This window comes from Amycolatopsis sp., from assembly GCF_025464955.1.
GTDB lineage: Bacteria > Actinomycetota > Actinomycetes > Mycobacteriales > Pseudonocardiaceae > Amycolatopsis.
This window is the reverse complement of record NZ_JAODNM010000030.1, coordinates 190,264-204,867: the sequence shown is the minus strand read 5'-3', so window position 1 is coordinate 204,867 and position 14,604 is coordinate 190,264. Positions and strand designations below refer to the sequence as shown.

Here is a 14,604-nt window from a genome sequence, read left to right as displayed (position 1 = left end):
AGCTCAGCTTGTCAGCAGTCGCACCGCCAGCACAGTGATCACCACACCGGAAGCCAACGCGGTCACCAGGCGGGCTCGCCGGCCGGCGAGCGCACGTCCGAGTACCGCACCCCCGACCGCGAGGAAAGCTTGCCAGCTGGCCGAAGCGCCGAATGCAGCAAGGACGAATACCGTCCGCGCGCCAACTGAGTCCGCCACGGCCGAATGGTCGCCCGTCACCAATGCGGCGAAGTAGACGACAGTCGTCGGGTTGACCAACGTGACCCCCAGCAGGCTCACGTACGCCCGGGTGCCGTCGACCGGCGGAGGCGTCTGCACCGCGGATGCGGTGGCGCGTCGGTGGGTTCGGACGGCGTTGAGGGTGATTCGGACGGCGAGCGCGATCAACATCAGCGCTGAGACCACGCGCAGCGGTCCCGCAACGGGCGTGATCACCGCGGCGAGTGCCGTCCCGCCGAGAACCGCAACCAACGCGTACAGGCCGTCAGCAGTCGCAACGCCAAGAGACGCGGCCAATCCCACCCGGAGGGACGTTCTCGCGGACACCGTCACCAGGTACGTCCCGACCGCGCCGACCGGCATCGCGATGCCGTAGCCGGCTACGAGGCCCGCGACGAGCGCCGCGGTCATGACAGCGCGACAGAGGGCCTTCCCGCCGGGCCGACCTGCTGCTGGACCGGCGCGGCGGCGACGGTGGTCAGCAACTTCGGGGCGCTTGTCGAGGTCATGGGCTTATCGTGCGGGGCGTCCGGTCCGGCGGCAACAGGTTTTCGACAGTCGGAAGGCGGCATACTCGAAACCATGGGAAAGAGCTATGACCGGATCGACGGCAGGCTGCGGACGTTCATCGAGGAGCAGCCGGTCTTCTTCGTGGCGAGCGCGCCCCTGGCCGACGACGGACACGTCAACGTGTCCCCGAAGGGCCGCTCGGGTTCGCTCACGGTCCTCGACGAACGGACCGTCGCCTACCTGGACTTCGGTGGGAGCCACGCGGAGACGATCGCGCATCTGCGGGAGAACGGCCGGATCACCGTGATGTGGTGCGCCTTCACCGGTCCGCCGAACATCGTCCGGATCCACGGCCGCGGCATCCCGGTGTTCCGCGACGATCCACGGTTCCCCGAGCTGATCAGCCGGTTCGGTGACGCCGACGCGCCGGGGTTGCGGGCGATCATCGTGGTGACCGCGGAACTCATCAGCGACACGTGCGGGTTCGCGGTGCCGTTCATGGACTACCGCGAGGAGCGTTCACTGCACTCCGACTACTTCGACCGCAAGACCGACGAGGAGTTCGCCGCGTACTGCGAAGGCAAGTCGACCAACCACGCCAGCATCGACGGTCTGCCCGCGCTTCCCCTGCCGCTGCCACCGCGCGCCTTGAGCGCGTGACAGCGTCTTGAGTCTCACGTCGGACCGGTGAGTTGGGCTTCGGCGTACCTGCGGAAGGCCGCCACCAGGCGGCTGCGGTCGTCGGCGCGAGTGGCCAGCACGACGTGGCTCGGCTCGACGCCGTCGAGCGGCACGGTGGTGAGATCGGGGCGGACGCTGCTGATACCGGCGGCGGCCGGGATGATCGCCACGGCCTGACCACTGGCGACGAGTTCGAACTTGTCCTCAATGGACTTCGCCACGGGACCGCCGGATCCTGGTTCGACGCCGGTGAAGGCGTCCCCGGCAGGATCGGACGCCCGGATCCGGGGTTCGTCGACGAGGTCGTCGAGAGTGACGGATTCCTTGCCTGCCAAGCGATGGCTCACCGGGACGAGCACCACCCGGGGTTCGTCATAGAGCACCGTCACGCGCAGCTTGTCGGTGGGGAAAGGCAATCGGGTGACGGCCGCGTCCACCCGGTGGTCCAGCAGCGCCGCGCGCGGTTCGTTCCAGTCGAGGTACCGGGTTTGCACTTCGGCGTCGGGGTGCCGGTGACGCAGCTCGCGCACCGCCGGAGTGATGATCATGTTGGTGATGAAGCCGATGATGATCCGGCTGGGCTGGGCGGCGGCCCGGGTGCGCGAAACGGCCTGCGCGGTGGACCGCAGCGACGCCTTGGCCAGCGGCAGGAAGACTTCGCCGGCCTCGGTGAGCGTGCTGCCTTGTGGGGTGCGGTCGAGCAGGCGCGCGCCCACTTGCTGCTCGAGGCGGGCGATCTGCCGGCTCAGCGACGACTGGGTGAGGTGGAGGGCGGCTGCCGCGCGGCCGAAGTGTCGATGCTCGGCGACGACGGTGAAACACCGCACCAGCCGAAGGTCGAGGTCCACCGGAGGCGAGTCGGACATGCGTCCAGCGTACCCCTCAGGAGTCCACCAATCGGACACATACCTGCAGTGAGCTGCGGTGATGCGCAAATCGGGATGCTGCTTGCGAAACATTCATTGGACGTCGAGTGCGCTGCGTAGCCAAGCTGGAACCACCGGGCGAGCACGGTCACGGTGCCGCATTTCCGAGGAGGAGCTATGGATACGACCACGGTGGTAGGGGCCGGCCGCCGAACGCTGGGGCCGGTCGGGGTGTACCTGCCGCTCCCGTTCACCAGCGCGCCTTCGATCGACCTGCAACGCAAGGCCGTCGGGCGGCTGGAACGCGCCGGCTACCGCACCGCCTGGACCAACGAGGTCGTCGGCGGCAAGGACGCCCTCGTGCATCTTTCCGTCCTGCTGGCCGCCACCCAACGGATGGCCTTCGCCACCGGCATCGCGAACATCTGGGCCCGGCCTCCCCAGATGGCGCACGCCGCGTCGGCACTGCTGGCTCAGGCCTATCCCGGCCGGTTCGTCCTCGGGCTCGGGGGCGGCTACCCGCAACAGGCGGAAAGCGTGGGCCGGACGTTCGGCAGCCCGCTGGCCACCATGCGCGACTACCTGGACCGCATGCACGCCGAGACCTGGCCGCCTGCCCCCGACACGGCATATCCCCGGATCATCGCCGCGAACGGTCCGAAAATGCTCGCGCTGGGCGGCGAGGTCGCCGACGGCGTGCTACCGGCCGGGCTGCCGCCCGAGTTCACCGCGAGGGCGAGGCAGGAGCTCGGCCCGGACAAGCTGCTGGTCATCGGACTGACGATCATCCCGGACACCGACGCCGACCGGGCGAAGGCGGCCGCCCGGGACACGGTGGCGGCCCGCCTCGACCAGCCGTGGTACTCGGCCGGCATGGCCCGACTCGGTTACTCCGACGACGAGATCGCGCAGGTGAGCGACCGGCTGGTCGAGGCGACCGTCGCCTACGGTGACCCGGCCGCGATCGCGGTCAAGGTCCGCGAACACCTGGCCGCCGGCGCGGATCACGTGACGCTCATGCCCTCGACCGACGCCGACTTCACCCTCGGCATCGACCAACTCGAAGACCTCGCCCCAGCACTGGTGTCCTGAAAAAACCGGGCATCTTCGGCGGCGCTCCGGTCGTATCCGTGGGGTCGGGAGCGTGGAACTCAGCGCGCTGAGTGTGGAACTCGCGGCGTGCACCGGGCGGTGTCGGCGAGTCCCACCCTCGCGGAGCCGAGTCCCACACCCAGCTCCCCCACCACCGCAACTCGACGGCGAGTTGCGATGGTGACCGAGCCCAGCGGCTTGGAGGGATGCCGAACGTGGGACTCGCCCTGAGTATTGAGAAAACTCAGGGGATCTACCGCGAACGGTAGATCCCCTGAGCGGGCGGAAGATCAGCGGTGCGGACCACCGAAGGGGCCCTGCTGCGGGAACGGGCCGCTGGGCGGTCCGTTGGGTCCCGCGGGGGGTGGCGACTGTCCCGGCGGCGTCTGGCCCAGGGGCGGGCCCTGGTAGCCGCCACCGGCAGGACCGGTGAGCGGTTGCGGACGCGGCGCCGGACTCAGGCGCTGCGGCGCGGGCTGCTGGGCGGTCCGGTCCGGTGCCTCGTCCTCGGCGGCACCGCCCTGCGGTTCGTCGGAGGCCGGACGCACCGGCGCGGGACGCGAGACGGAACCGAGCGGGCCCGGGACCTCCTTGCGGGCAACGGCTTCCGCGGCCGCGACCGCTTCGGCGACCCGCGGGTCGGTCGAGGTGTCGAACCAGTCGGACACCTCGTCGTCCTCCATGTCCGGCTTCGCGACCTCGTCGTACTGGGCGGGCTCGTACCGGAAGACGCCGTCGTCACCGGGCGCGCCGAGCGCCTTCGCGAAGCCTTCGAGTGCCTTGCCGTAGTCGCTCGGGATCATCCAGACCTTGTTGGCGTCGCCCTGTGCCAGCTGCGGCAGCGTCTGGAGGTATTGGTACGCCAGGACTTCCGGCGTCGGCCGACCGGCCTTGATCGCCGCGAACACCTTTTCGATCGCCTTGGCCTGCCCCTGTGCCTGAAGGTATCGCGCGGCTCGCTCACCTTGGGCGCGCAGGATGCGCGAGGTCCGCTCGGCCTCGGCCGCCATGATCGTGGCCTGCTTGGCACCTTCGGCCGCCAGGATCTGGCTTTGCTTCTGACCTTCGGCCGTCTTGATCGAGGACTCGCGCTGACCTTCGGCGGTCAGGATCATCGCGCGCTTCTCCCGGTCCGCGCGCATCTGCTTCTCCATGGAGTCCTGGATGGACGGCGGCGGGTCGATCGCCTTCAGCTCCACGCGGGCGACCCGGATCCCCCACCGGCCGGTCGCGTCGTCGAGGACGCCGCGCAGCTGGTGGTTGATCGAGTCACGCGAGGTCAGGGTCTGCTCGAGGCTCATCCCACCGACGACGTTACGCAGGGTCGTGGTGGTCAGCTGCTCGACGCCGACGATGTAGTTGGAGATCTCGTAGACCGCGGCGCGCGAGTCGGTCACCTGGAAGTACACGACGGTGTCGATCGACACCGTCAGGTTGTCCTCGGTGATCACCGGCTGCGGCGGGAACGAGACGACCTGCTCGCGCAGGTCGATCCGGGACCGCACCTTGTCCAGGAACGGCACCAGGAACGTCAACCCCGGCGAAGCCACGGTGCGGAACCGTCCCAGCCGCTCGATGACGGCGGACTGCGCCTGCGGGACCACCATGATCGATTTCGCGACCGTGATGATCACGAAGAGCACCACCAGCACGACAACGACTATTGCTATCGTCGACAAGACTTTTTTCCCTTCTCGCTCCGATATTTCGAGCCATATTTCGAGCTGTGGTTCACGGTTCCGCCGCCACGACCGCGGTGGCACCGGAGATCTCCACGACCGTCACCGTGGTGCCCGGTTCGAGACTGTGTCCTTCGGAAAGGCTGCGGGCCGACCAGACGTCCCCGGCCAGTTTGATCCGGCCGCCGCTTTCCGCGTCCACGGTGGAGATGACGACGGCGCGGGCGCCGATCAGCGCGTCGGTGTTGGTCCGTGTCCCCGGCCCGCCGAGGAAGCGCCGCTTGAGCGCCGGGCGCCCCAGCACGAGCAGGGCGACCGACACCACCGCGAACACGGCGACCTCGACCACCACGTTGTCGGTCAGGGCCGCGCCGCCGGCGCCGAAGAGCGCGGCGACCCCGAGCATGATGAGGACGAAGTCACCGGAGAGGACCTCCGCCATCATCAGCACGAGGCCGACGATGAGCCATACCAATGCCGCTGTCATGGACATATCGTGTCAGAAACGCACTGTATGCACCGGGGGGACGACTCGACGTGACCTCCGCGTGACCTGGCGTGAGCGGTTCATCCGACCTCTCCGACGGTGACGAAATCGATCAGCCGTTCCACCGCGCCGATCAGCGGGGTTTCCAGGTCGCGGTAGCTGCTGACCGCTGCCAGCACCCGCTGCCAGCCCTGATACGGCTCGCCCCAGCCAAGCGCGGTACAGATCCCGACCTTCCACTCGATCGAGCGGGGCACCGACGGCCAGGCCTTGATCCCGACGGCGGCCGGTCTGACCGCCTGCCAGATATCCACGTATGGGTGACCGGTGACGAGCACGTTCTCGTCGCGGACGGCTCCGACGATCCTCGACTCCTTGCTGCCCTTGACCAGATGGTCGACCAGTACCCCGAGCCGGCGTTCCGGACCGGTGCCGAACTCGGCGACGCGCTCGGCGAGGACGTCGACGCCGTCCAACGGTTCGACGACCACGCCTTCGACCCGCAGGTCGTGGCCCCAGACCCGTTCGACCAGCTCGGCGTCGTGCTTGCCCTCGACCCAGATCCGAGAATCCTTGGCGACCTTGGCCTGATGGCCTTGGACACGCACCGAGCCGGACGCCGACACCTTCGACACCGGCGGCGGCGCGGCCTTCGGGGGGACGAGCGTGACATGTTTGCCGTCGACCAGGAATCCGGCCGGTTCCAGCGGGAACACCCGATGGTTGCCGTGCCTGTCCTCGAGGACGACGTTGCCGTATTCGAGGCGCACCACCGCCCCGCAGAAGCCGCTGCCGGCTTCCTCGACCACGAGGTCGCGTTCGGCCGCTACCTCGGGGATCTTCCGGCGGCGAGGCCCGGCCAGCACATCGTCATAGGAATGGGAGCGCACGGAGTGCGACGCTAGAGCCCGGACGCACCGACGTCACCGCGCCACGCCGGACTAGGACACTCACGAGTCCTAGAACAGTGGCCAGGGAACCGCTCGCCAATCGTCACCAGGGGCGGGGAAAATCCCTTCGGTGACAAGCTGCTCGGCTCGCTCATAGATGGCGCGGATCTCGAAACCGGTGAGGTGTGACGCGAGCGTCTCGCCGAGCGGGCCTTCGAGGTCTGCCATCAGGGTGTGCAGTTTGAGGAGCGACTCTTCGGGGATCGGTTCGCCGATCCAGCCCCACAACACGGTGCGCAGCTTCGGGTCGGTGTGGAAGCAGATGCCGTGGTCCACGCCATACGCGCGGCCGTCGAGGCCGGCCAGCAGGTGGCCGCCCTTGCGGTCGGTGTTGTTGACGACGACGTCCAGCACGGCCAGGTCGCGCAGGCCGGGGTGGTTGGCGTGGGCGAGGACGGCGGGCTCGCCGTTGCGGTCGTGCGCGTGGAGCACAACCCGCCAGTTGTCGGGCAATTCCTCAGGGGCGCGGACATCGACGAGCTCGTCTTCGCCGGTCTCCACCCACAGCTGGACCATGCCCTCGCCGAACGGCCCGTCGCGCAGGGTCGTCGGCGGGATCGCGCCGAGGTCTACCGACTGCGAAACCAGGTAGGCCGCGACCTCGCGCCCGGCGAGGGTGCCGTCGGGGAAGTCCCAGAGCGGTTTTTCCCCGGAAACCGGTTTGTAGACCGCGTTGCTGACGACCCCGGCGAGTTCGATCTTGCAGAACAACGTGACGTTCGAGGCGTCGACCAGCCGTCCTTCGACCTCGAGCCGCCCATGGGTGAGCAATTCCATGGCCGCCGGATCGGTGAGGTCGACGGCCGGCTCGGGTGCGTCTGCCACTGGTTCGGCTCAGTCCTCGAGTACGTCCGCGTCGCGGCGGTAGCCGTTCTGCCGCGGGCAGATGTGACCGGCCGGGTCGAGCGGCTCGGCGCAGAGCGGGCAGGGGCGGCGACCGGCGTTGATCACCCGGTCAGCTCGCTCGGCGAACGCTCTGGCGGCGACCGGGCTGAGGAACACGCGGACCGCGTCCGGGCCCTCTTCGGTGTCGTCGAGCACGACGGTTTCGTCGACCTCGCCTTCGGTGACGGCGAGCAGTTCGATCACCACCGCGCTGCTGTCGGCGTCCCAGCCGAGCCCCATGGTGCCGACGCGGAACTCCTCCTCGACCGGCACGGTCAGGGGGCCGACGTCGACGAGGTCGTCCGGGACTTCCTCGGGGATGTCCGCGCCGAACCGGTTGGCGACCTCTTCGAGCAGTGAGTCGAGGCGCTCGGCGAGCACCGCTACCTGTTGCTTTTCGATCGTCACACTGATCGTGCGGACGTTCTCGGACGCCTGGAGGTAGAAAGTGCGGTCGCCTGGTTCCCCGACGGTACCGGCGACGAACCGGTCGGGCTGGCGGAAGACATGGATTACGCGAGGCATGACACCTAGAACCCTAAGCCACACCCCCGTCCCCGGCATCTGCCGCCCCGCATTCGGTGGCCGATCCCACCCCTTGGCGACCAGGCGACTGCTAAGTTCAGGTGTGTCGACGATCGCGCCTTATGGAACCTGGACCTCGCCCGTCTCCGCCGCCGATGCCGCAGCCGCCGGGGGTGGGGCGGACTGGCTGGACGTGGTGGACGGTGAGGTCTGGTGGACCGAAGCCCGCCCTGGTGAGGGCGGCCGGGTGGCGCTGGTGAGAGCCGCCACCGGGGGCACGATCGACGAACTGCTCCCCGCGCCGTGGAACGCCCGCAACCGCGTGCACGAGTACGGCGGCCGGCCGTGGGCGGTGGTCGACGGGTTGGTCGCCTTCACCCACTGGGACGACCAGCGCGTCTATGTGCGCGACCTCACCACGGGCCGCGTGACGCCGATCACCGCCGATCCCGAAACGCCGCATGGCGTCCGCTACAGCGGCCTGCGGCCGGGGCTCCCCGGTGAGCTGTGGGTCGTCCGCGAGACCAGCGTCGGCCCGCTGCCGACCGACGTCGCGCGCGACCTCGTCGCCCTCGACGTTCAGGGTGGCGAGCCGCGAGTACTGGCCGCCAGCCACCACTTCCTGACCTCGCCGCAGCTCTCCCCCGACGGTGCGCACGCCGCGTGGCTCGGCTGGGACCACCCCGCGATGCCATGGGACGGCACGGAGCTTTGTGTGGCCGAAGTGGCGCCGGACGGCACCTTCGGACCGCACCGAGTCCTCGCCGGCGGACCTTCGGTCGCTGTGTGCCAGCTCGAATGGGAGAGCGCAGACAACCTGCTCGCGCTGCTCGATCCGGCCGGCTGGTGGAACCTGCACCGGATCTCGCTCGACGGCACGGTGTCGAACCTCGCGCCCGTGGCCGAGGAGCTCGGTGGTGCGCTGTGGAAAATCGGCTCCAGGTGGTTCACCCCGCTCGGCGCGGGCAGGCACGCCGTGCTCAACTCCGGTCGGCTGGCCGTGCTCGACGAGCGGACAGGCGACGTGTCACTGGTCGCCTCCGCCGCCGAACTGACCGCATGGAGCCCGTGCATCGCCGCCTGTGCCGGCGGAGTGGTGGGCGTAGCAGCAGGTCGACGCAGCGAGAGTGCGGTGGTCCATGCGGGCCTCGATTCGTCATCGCTGGTCGAGCTCCGCCCGCCCGCGGTGCAGACCGTGTCCCCCGAGTACGTCCCGAAACCGATCGAGCGGGTGTTCACCACGGCTGCGGGCGAGCCTGTGCCCGCGTACGTCTACCCGCCGTCGAATCCGGGGTTCACCGCGCCGGACGGGGACCTGCCGCCCTACGTCGTGCACGTCCACGGCGGGCCGACCGGGCGCAACTACCCGACCCTCGATCTCGACTTCGCGTTCTTCACCAGCCGGGGCATCGGGGTCGTCGCAGTCAACTACGGCGGCTCGACCGGGTACGGCAGGCGATTCCGTGAGCGGCTGCGCGAGCAGTGGGGTGTGGTCGACGTCGAGGATTGCGTCGCCGTGGCGGAAGCGCTGGTCGACGAGGGGACGGCCGACCGCGACCGGCTGGCCATCCGCGGCGGCAGCGCCGGCGGGTTCACGTCGGCGGCGTCGATGACCACCGTCCGCACCTACCGCGCGGGCACGGTGAAGTACCCGATCCTCGACCTCACGCAGTGGACCGGTTCGGGGGGCGAGACGCACGACTTCGAGTCGCGCTATCTCGACGGGCTGATCGGATCGCTGCCGGAGCACGAACAGCGCTACGCCGAGCGGTCGCCGATCAACAATTCGACGGCGCTCGTCGGGCCGGTGCTGTTCCTGCAGGGCCTCGAGGACCTGATCTGCCCGCCGCAGCAGGCCGACCGTTTCGTCGCCGCGCTGCGGGGCAGGGACATCCCGCACGCCTACTTGACGTTCGAGGGCGAGCAGCACGGCTTCCGCAAGGCCGAGACGATCATCGCCGCGCTGGAAGCCGAGCTTTCCTTCTACGGTCAGGTGTTCGGCTTCGAAACCCGCGGAATCCCCGAGCTGGACCTGCACCGGTGAGGCCGCCTCGCTTGGCGCGGGGCGCCACGATCGCGTTGGTCGCCCCGGCCGGTCCGGTCCCGGAGCAGTTGGTGGACGCGGCCGTGCCGGTACTCGAGTCGTGGGGTGTGCGGGTGCGGATCGGCGACTGCGTCCGCGCTCACAGTTCTCCGGTGAAGTACCTCTCGGCGTCCGACGAGCGACGCGCCGCGGAGTTCAGCGACGCTTGGCTCGATCCGGATGTCGGCTGTGTTCTGGCCGCCCGCGGCGGTTACGGCAGTATGCGGATGCTCGACCTGCTGGACTGGACGGCGTTGGCGGCCGCACCACCGAAGGTGTTCGCCGGGTCCAGCGACGTCACCGCGCTGCACGAGGCCATCGGCATCCACTGTGGACTGACGACGTTGTTCTCCCCGATGCCGGCAAGCACCAACTTCGACGATACCGCCGCCGAGCACCTCCGCCAGACCTTGTTCGAGCCGGAGAAGGTGCTGACGCTGACCGCGTCCGGTGGTGAAGCCCTGCGCGGCGGGGCTGCCCGCGGGAAGACCTTGGGCGGCAACCTCGCTCTCGTCACCGCCGGTATCGGGGCTCCGGAGCACGTCACCGCGCGCGGCGCGATCGCGGTGCTGGAGGACGTCACCGAAAGCATCTACCGCATCGACCGGATGCTGACCCAGCTGCTGCGTTCAGGCTGGTTCGACGGGGTCGCCGGGATCGTGCTGGGCTCGTGGACGGCCTGCGGCGACCTCGCCGACGTCCGGGCGCTGATGGTCGACAGGCTGGTGCCGCTCGGTGTCCCGGTTCGCTGGGAGTTCGGCTTCGGCCACCTCCCCTCCGCGCCGACCGTCCCCCTGGGCGTCACCGTCGACCTCGACGCCGACGCGGGCACCCTCACCCTCGCCGAACCCGCGCTTGCGTAAGCGGCACGCTCGTGAGTGTTCCGGCCGCTTAAAACCGGCCAGAACGTTCACGAGCGTGCCGTGCGCGGGTTGCGCAGAATGGCCACGGCGATGCCCGCGGCGAGCAGGACGAGGACCGCGCTCGTGGCGAACGCAAGGTGGTAGCCGCCGGTCAGCGCGGACGGTCGATCTTCGCCGGTCGCACTCAGCGACGTCGTCCGCGTCGCGGCAAGCACGGCCAGCGCCGCGAGCCCCAACGCTCCCCCGACCTGCTGCGAGGTGGTGAACAGGCCCGACACCAGCCCGGCCTCGTCGGCCTTCGTCCCGGACATCCCCAGCCCCATCAGCGCGGGCATCGCCAGGCCGAACCCCAGCCCGATCAGGAGCGACGCCGGCAGGAAGTCGGCCGCGAAAGCGCCGCGCGCAGGGAGAAACGTCAACCAGCCGAAACTCACCACGATCAGGCCGAGGCCGGTGAGTAGCACGGCGAGCTCGCCGAACCTGACGTTCAGGCGGGCCGACATACCCAGTGAAACGGCCGCGATGACCACCGCGATCGGCACCATGGACAGACCCGTTTCCGACGCGTCCAAGCCGAGAACCTGCCGTAGGTAAAGCACGGCGAGGTACTGGAAGCCGAACATCGCGCCGATCAACAGGATCTGCACGAGGTTGACCCCGGACACCGTGCGGGAGCGGAATGTCCCCAACGGCAGCAGCGGTTCCGCTGCTTTGCCCTGCCGCACCAGGAAAGCTGCCAGCAACAATAAGGACAGCGCACCGAAGCCGAGCGTGTGCGCTGAAACCCAGCCGAAGTCCGCGACCTCGACCACCGCGTAGACGCCGACCATCAGCGCGGTCGTCACCAGCAACGCTCCGGAAAGGTCGGCGCCACGACGTCGGTCCGCTCGGGGGTCGCGTTCGAGCAGCCGGACGGCAAGCCCCATCGCGGCCAGTCCGATCGGGACGTTGACGAAGAAGATCCAGTGCCAGCTCACGGCCTGCGTGATGACCCCGCCGGCGAGCGAGCCGAGTGAACCACCCGCTGCCTGGACGAAGCTGAACGCCCCGATGGCCTTCGCCCGGTCGCGCGGCTGCGGGAACAGCGTGACGATCATGCCGAGGATGACCGCTGACGCTGCCGCGCCGCCCGCCCCCTGCACGAACCTGGCGGCGACAAGCATGGCCGGCCCGGACGAGACCCCGCACCACACCGACGCCGCCGTGAACAGCGCAAGCCCGAACAGGAACACCCGCCGGGCACCGAACAAGTCGCCCAGGCGCCCGGCGAGCAGCAGCAGTCCCGCGAACGCGATCACGTAGGCGTTGACGACCCACGCCAGACTCGACGCGGAAAACCCCAGGTCGGCCTGGACCGCCGGAAGAGCGACGTTGACCACGGTCTGATCGAGGATCACCATCAGCGCCCCGGCGCACAGCACGGCCAAAGCCAGCCGGCGCGACCGGACTTGGGGCGGGGTGAGTGTATCCACGGTGACCTCCATAGGTGCATGTTCTGTAACAGCACCCATGATCTGTTCCCGTGGAGGTGCGCGGAAGAAGGCACTTTCCTGTTTCAGGGGCACATCGGTGTACCCCTGCAGCTCAGGCCCCCGGCAGCCGCGGAATCACCCTGGGGCGTGGGCCGTTGCCCAGGTCGGCCATGGCCGCGGCGAAGTCCTGCGACGCGCATGCGAGCGTGGGACTCAGCGGCGTGGGTGTGGAACTCGCGGTGTGCCAGGCAGGCTGTGCCAGGATCGGTTGTATGCCTTCCACCTTCGAGAGCTCTGCCGGGTCCGTCGACGAGGCCGTGGTCAACGACTACGACACCTTCGGGGAGGCGTATGCGGCCGAAACCGAGACCAGCCTGATCAACGCCTATTACACGCGGCCCGCGATCTTGGACCTGGCCGGGGAGGTGACCGACCGGCAGATCCTCGACGCCGGCTGCGGCTCCGGCCCCCTGTTCGAGGCGCTGCGCGGGCGGGGCGCCATCGTGACCGGCTTCGACTCCAGCACCAAGATGGTGGAACTAGCCCGGCAGCGACTCGGCGACACCGCGGCCCTGCAGGTCGCCGATATCGGCAGCCCGCTGCCGTTTCCCGACGGCACGTTCGACGATGTCATCGCGTCCCTGGTACTGCACTACCTGGAGGACTGGACCGCACCGCTGGCCGAGTTGCGGCGCGTGCTGCGGCCCGGCGGCCGACTGATCATGGCCGTCAATCACCCCACTGTTTTCAAGCTGCTCTATCCCGAAGCCGACTATTTCGCGACCGTCAAGTGGTCCGAGGAGTACACCTTCAGCGGCCAGAAGGGCACGCTCACGTACTGGCACCGGCCACTGCACGCGATGACCGACGCCTTCACCGCAGCCGGCTTCCGCACAGCCGTCATCAGCGAGCCGCACCCAGCACCAGGCGCCCGCGAGCGGTTCCCCGACGACTTGGGGGAAAGGCAAGCTTTCCTGTGCTTTCTGTTCTTCGTACTCGAAGCCGTCTGACTGTCGCGACAACGCGGAGGCCAACCACGCTGGCGGCGACTCGCTACCAGTACTGATGCTGTTTTCCGTCGGTGTCGGCGACGAAGATGACCGCGTCGGCGCCTTCCAGCGCGGCCGGGTCGAACGGGAGGTGTCCGCGCACGATCGGTTCGCCCATGCCGATCGACGAGGGAAGCGCCGCACGGAGGGCCGGTGTCCGGAACAACGCGCGTCGGGTAGTCGCCTCGGCCAACACGCCCTGGAAGGTGTCAGGGGCGCTGTGCGGGTTGGCGTCGGTTGCCAGGAACACATATCGCTCGCCGAGAGCGAGCCCGGCGAGCGCGCCGGCGCTCCCCCAGCTCGCCTCGGCCTCGCCGACCTGCATGTGGGACTGCGCACGCTGAAGGTGCACGTTGTGCGCGAACACCAGACTCGGTCCACGTTTCTGCTCCTGGGCCACGATGTCCAGGAGGTTCTCGGCCATCATCTCGGTACGCAGACTGAGCAAAGTCGCGATGCGGTCGGGTGCGGAGCCGGCCATGGCCGCGTGATAGCGCAGCAGGCCCTGGGCGGTGCGCGCATGCGCGACGGCGTGGTCGTAGCCGGGCGGGTCGACAGGGCGGAGGCCGGGTGCCGCGCGGCGCAGCGCGCTCGCTAGGTCGTCCGCGACGATGCGGAGGGCACGAGCGTGGTCGGAGCCGCCTATGGACACTGCGGGGTCGAACGCCGCCGCCTCGGTCTCCCAGTTCGCGTCCTCGCCGAGCAGCACGTCGAGCTCGCGGACCGATTCGGGCCGCAGCGCAGCGGGCAGGTAGTCGTTGACCGCGGACAGTGCGCGTCGCGGGCTCGGCGCACTGTAAGTCTCCGTGGGCGCGTCGAAGCCGTAGAAGCGAACCCGGTCCTGCGGCGCGCGGCCGGCATTGTGTGCGCGGAGCCATTCAACGAGCTCTCGGTTACCCGGCACGGCGCCGAACCCGTGGCTGAAGCCGGACGCGAGCACCTTGTCGATCTCTCCCGCGCCTCCGGCCACGTAGCCGTCGACAACGGACGCAGCGAAGAAGTCGGTCTCCAGCACGATTGACCGGTACCCCCGCTCGACGAGGTGACCAAGGATTTCGTTGCGCAGCAACGGGAATGCCTCGATTCCATGGGTCGGTTCGCCGAGGGCGAGCAGGATCGGCGGCTCGGCCCGCGCAGCGAGCAGGTCGTCGATGCCTCGACCCAGGCTTGCCGGGTCGTCGAGTTGGCAGGCGATCTCACGCAGTGATGTGGCAGTGGACATGGATACCCCTTTCGGAATGCA

At 69.1% G+C, this 14,604-nt stretch carries 14 protein-coding genes; 5 read left to right on the top strand and 9 right to left on the bottom strand.

The window, feature by feature from the left end:
* Positions 1 to 3: 3 nt before the first annotated feature.
* Positions 4 to 630, bottom strand: a complete 627-nt coding sequence (locus JWQ81_RS05700) for a LysE family transporter (protein ID WP_297538260.1) — start codon at positions 628 to 630, stop codon at positions 4 to 6.
* Positions 631 to 801: 171 nt separating this feature from the next.
* On the opposite strand from JWQ81_RS05700, the gene JWQ81_RS05695 reads away from it, so the two are divergent.
* Positions 802 to 1,389 (top strand): pyridoxamine 5'-phosphate oxidase family protein, encoded by a 588-nt coding sequence (locus tag JWQ81_RS05695; RefSeq protein ID WP_297538258.1) that lies wholly within the window; start codon positions 802 to 804, stop codon positions 1,387 to 1,389.
* A gap of 14 nt (positions 1,390 to 1,403) precedes the next feature.
* Here JWQ81_RS05695 and JWQ81_RS05690 read toward each other — a convergent pair whose 3' ends face one another.
* Positions 1,404 to 2,276: a LysR substrate-binding domain-containing protein gene (locus JWQ81_RS05690; protein ID WP_297538256.1), complete on the bottom strand. Its 873-nt coding sequence runs from the start codon at positions 2,274 to 2,276 to the stop codon at positions 1,404 to 1,406.
* Positions 2,277 to 2,453: 177 nt separating this feature from the next.
* Between JWQ81_RS05690 and JWQ81_RS05685 the strand changes: the two genes are divergently transcribed.
* Positions 2,454 to 3,368, top strand: coding sequence for a TIGR03620 family F420-dependent LLM class oxidoreductase (locus JWQ81_RS05685; protein ID WP_297538254.1), 915 nt, complete (start codon positions 2,454 to 2,456; stop codon positions 3,366 to 3,368).
* A 290-nt stretch (positions 3,369 to 3,658) separates the two neighbouring features.
* Here the strand turns inward: JWQ81_RS05685 and JWQ81_RS05680 are convergent, their stop codons facing one another.
* The 5 genes from JWQ81_RS05680 to JWQ81_RS05660 all read right to left on the bottom strand — a co-directional run bounded on the left by JWQ81_RS05680 (position 3,659) and on the right by JWQ81_RS05660 (position 7,894).
* The gene (locus tag JWQ81_RS05680; protein ID WP_297538252.1) at positions 3,659 to 5,047 is read right to left on the bottom strand and encodes an SPFH domain-containing protein; all 1,389 of its coding nucleotides are present in this window, start codon (positions 5,045 to 5,047) and stop codon (positions 3,659 to 3,661) included.
* A gap of 52 nt (positions 5,048 to 5,099) precedes the next feature.
* Positions 5,100 to 5,534 (bottom strand): NfeD family protein, encoded by a 435-nt coding sequence (locus JWQ81_RS05675; protein WP_297538251.1) that lies wholly within the window; start codon positions 5,532 to 5,534, stop codon positions 5,100 to 5,102.
* An 80-nt stretch (positions 5,535 to 5,614) separates the two neighbouring features.
* Positions 5,615 to 6,424, bottom strand: a complete 810-nt coding sequence (locus JWQ81_RS05670) for a DUF3097 domain-containing protein (protein ID WP_297538250.1) — start codon at positions 6,422 to 6,424, stop codon at positions 5,615 to 5,617.
* Between the two features lie 69 nt (positions 6,425 to 6,493).
* Entirely contained in the window at positions 6,494 to 7,261 is a 768-nt protein-coding gene (locus JWQ81_RS05665) for an SCO1664 family protein (RefSeq protein ID WP_297538399.1), read from the bottom strand.
* Positions 7,262 to 7,318: 57 nt separating this feature from the next.
* Positions 7,319 to 7,894, bottom strand: a complete 576-nt coding sequence (locus tag JWQ81_RS05660; protein WP_297538248.1) for a DUF3090 domain-containing protein — start codon at positions 7,892 to 7,894, stop codon at positions 7,319 to 7,321.
* Between the two features lie 103 nt (positions 7,895 to 7,997).
* On the opposite strand from JWQ81_RS05660, the gene JWQ81_RS05655 reads away from it, so the two are divergent.
* Both JWQ81_RS05655 and JWQ81_RS05650 read left to right on the top strand, forming a co-directional pair.
* Positions 7,998 to 9,938, top strand: coding sequence for a prolyl oligopeptidase family serine peptidase (locus JWQ81_RS05655; RefSeq protein WP_297538246.1), 1,941 nt, complete (start codon positions 7,998 to 8,000; stop codon positions 9,936 to 9,938).
* Positions 9,935 to 10,840: an LD-carboxypeptidase gene (locus JWQ81_RS05650; protein WP_297538244.1), complete on the top strand. Its 906-nt coding sequence runs from the start codon at positions 9,935 to 9,937 to the stop codon at positions 10,838 to 10,840. Before JWQ81_RS05655 ends, JWQ81_RS05650 begins: the two co-directional genes overlap by 4 nt.
* Positions 10,841 to 10,887: 47 nt before the next feature.
* On the opposite strand, the gene JWQ81_RS05645 is transcribed toward JWQ81_RS05650, so the two are convergent.
* A complete protein-coding gene (locus JWQ81_RS05645) occupies positions 10,888 to 12,312 on the bottom strand; it encodes a DHA2 family efflux MFS transporter permease subunit (RefSeq protein WP_297538242.1) in 1,425 nt (474 codons plus the stop codon).
* A gap of 272 nt (positions 12,313 to 12,584) precedes the next feature.
* Here JWQ81_RS05645 and JWQ81_RS05640 point away from each other — a divergent pair, with 272 nt between their 5' ends.
* The gene (locus tag JWQ81_RS05640) at positions 12,585 to 13,322 is read left to right on the top strand and encodes a class I SAM-dependent methyltransferase (RefSeq protein ID WP_297538240.1); all 738 of its coding nucleotides are present in this window, start codon (positions 12,585 to 12,587) and stop codon (positions 13,320 to 13,322) included.
* A 43-nt stretch (positions 13,323 to 13,365) separates the two neighbouring features.
* Here the strand turns inward: JWQ81_RS05640 and JWQ81_RS05635 are convergent, their stop codons facing one another.
* The gene (locus tag JWQ81_RS05635) at positions 13,366 to 14,583 is read right to left on the bottom strand and encodes an erythromycin esterase family protein (protein WP_297538238.1); all 1,218 of its coding nucleotides are present in this window, start codon (positions 14,581 to 14,583) and stop codon (positions 13,366 to 13,368) included.
* Between the last annotated feature and the right edge of the window lie 21 nt (positions 14,584 to 14,604).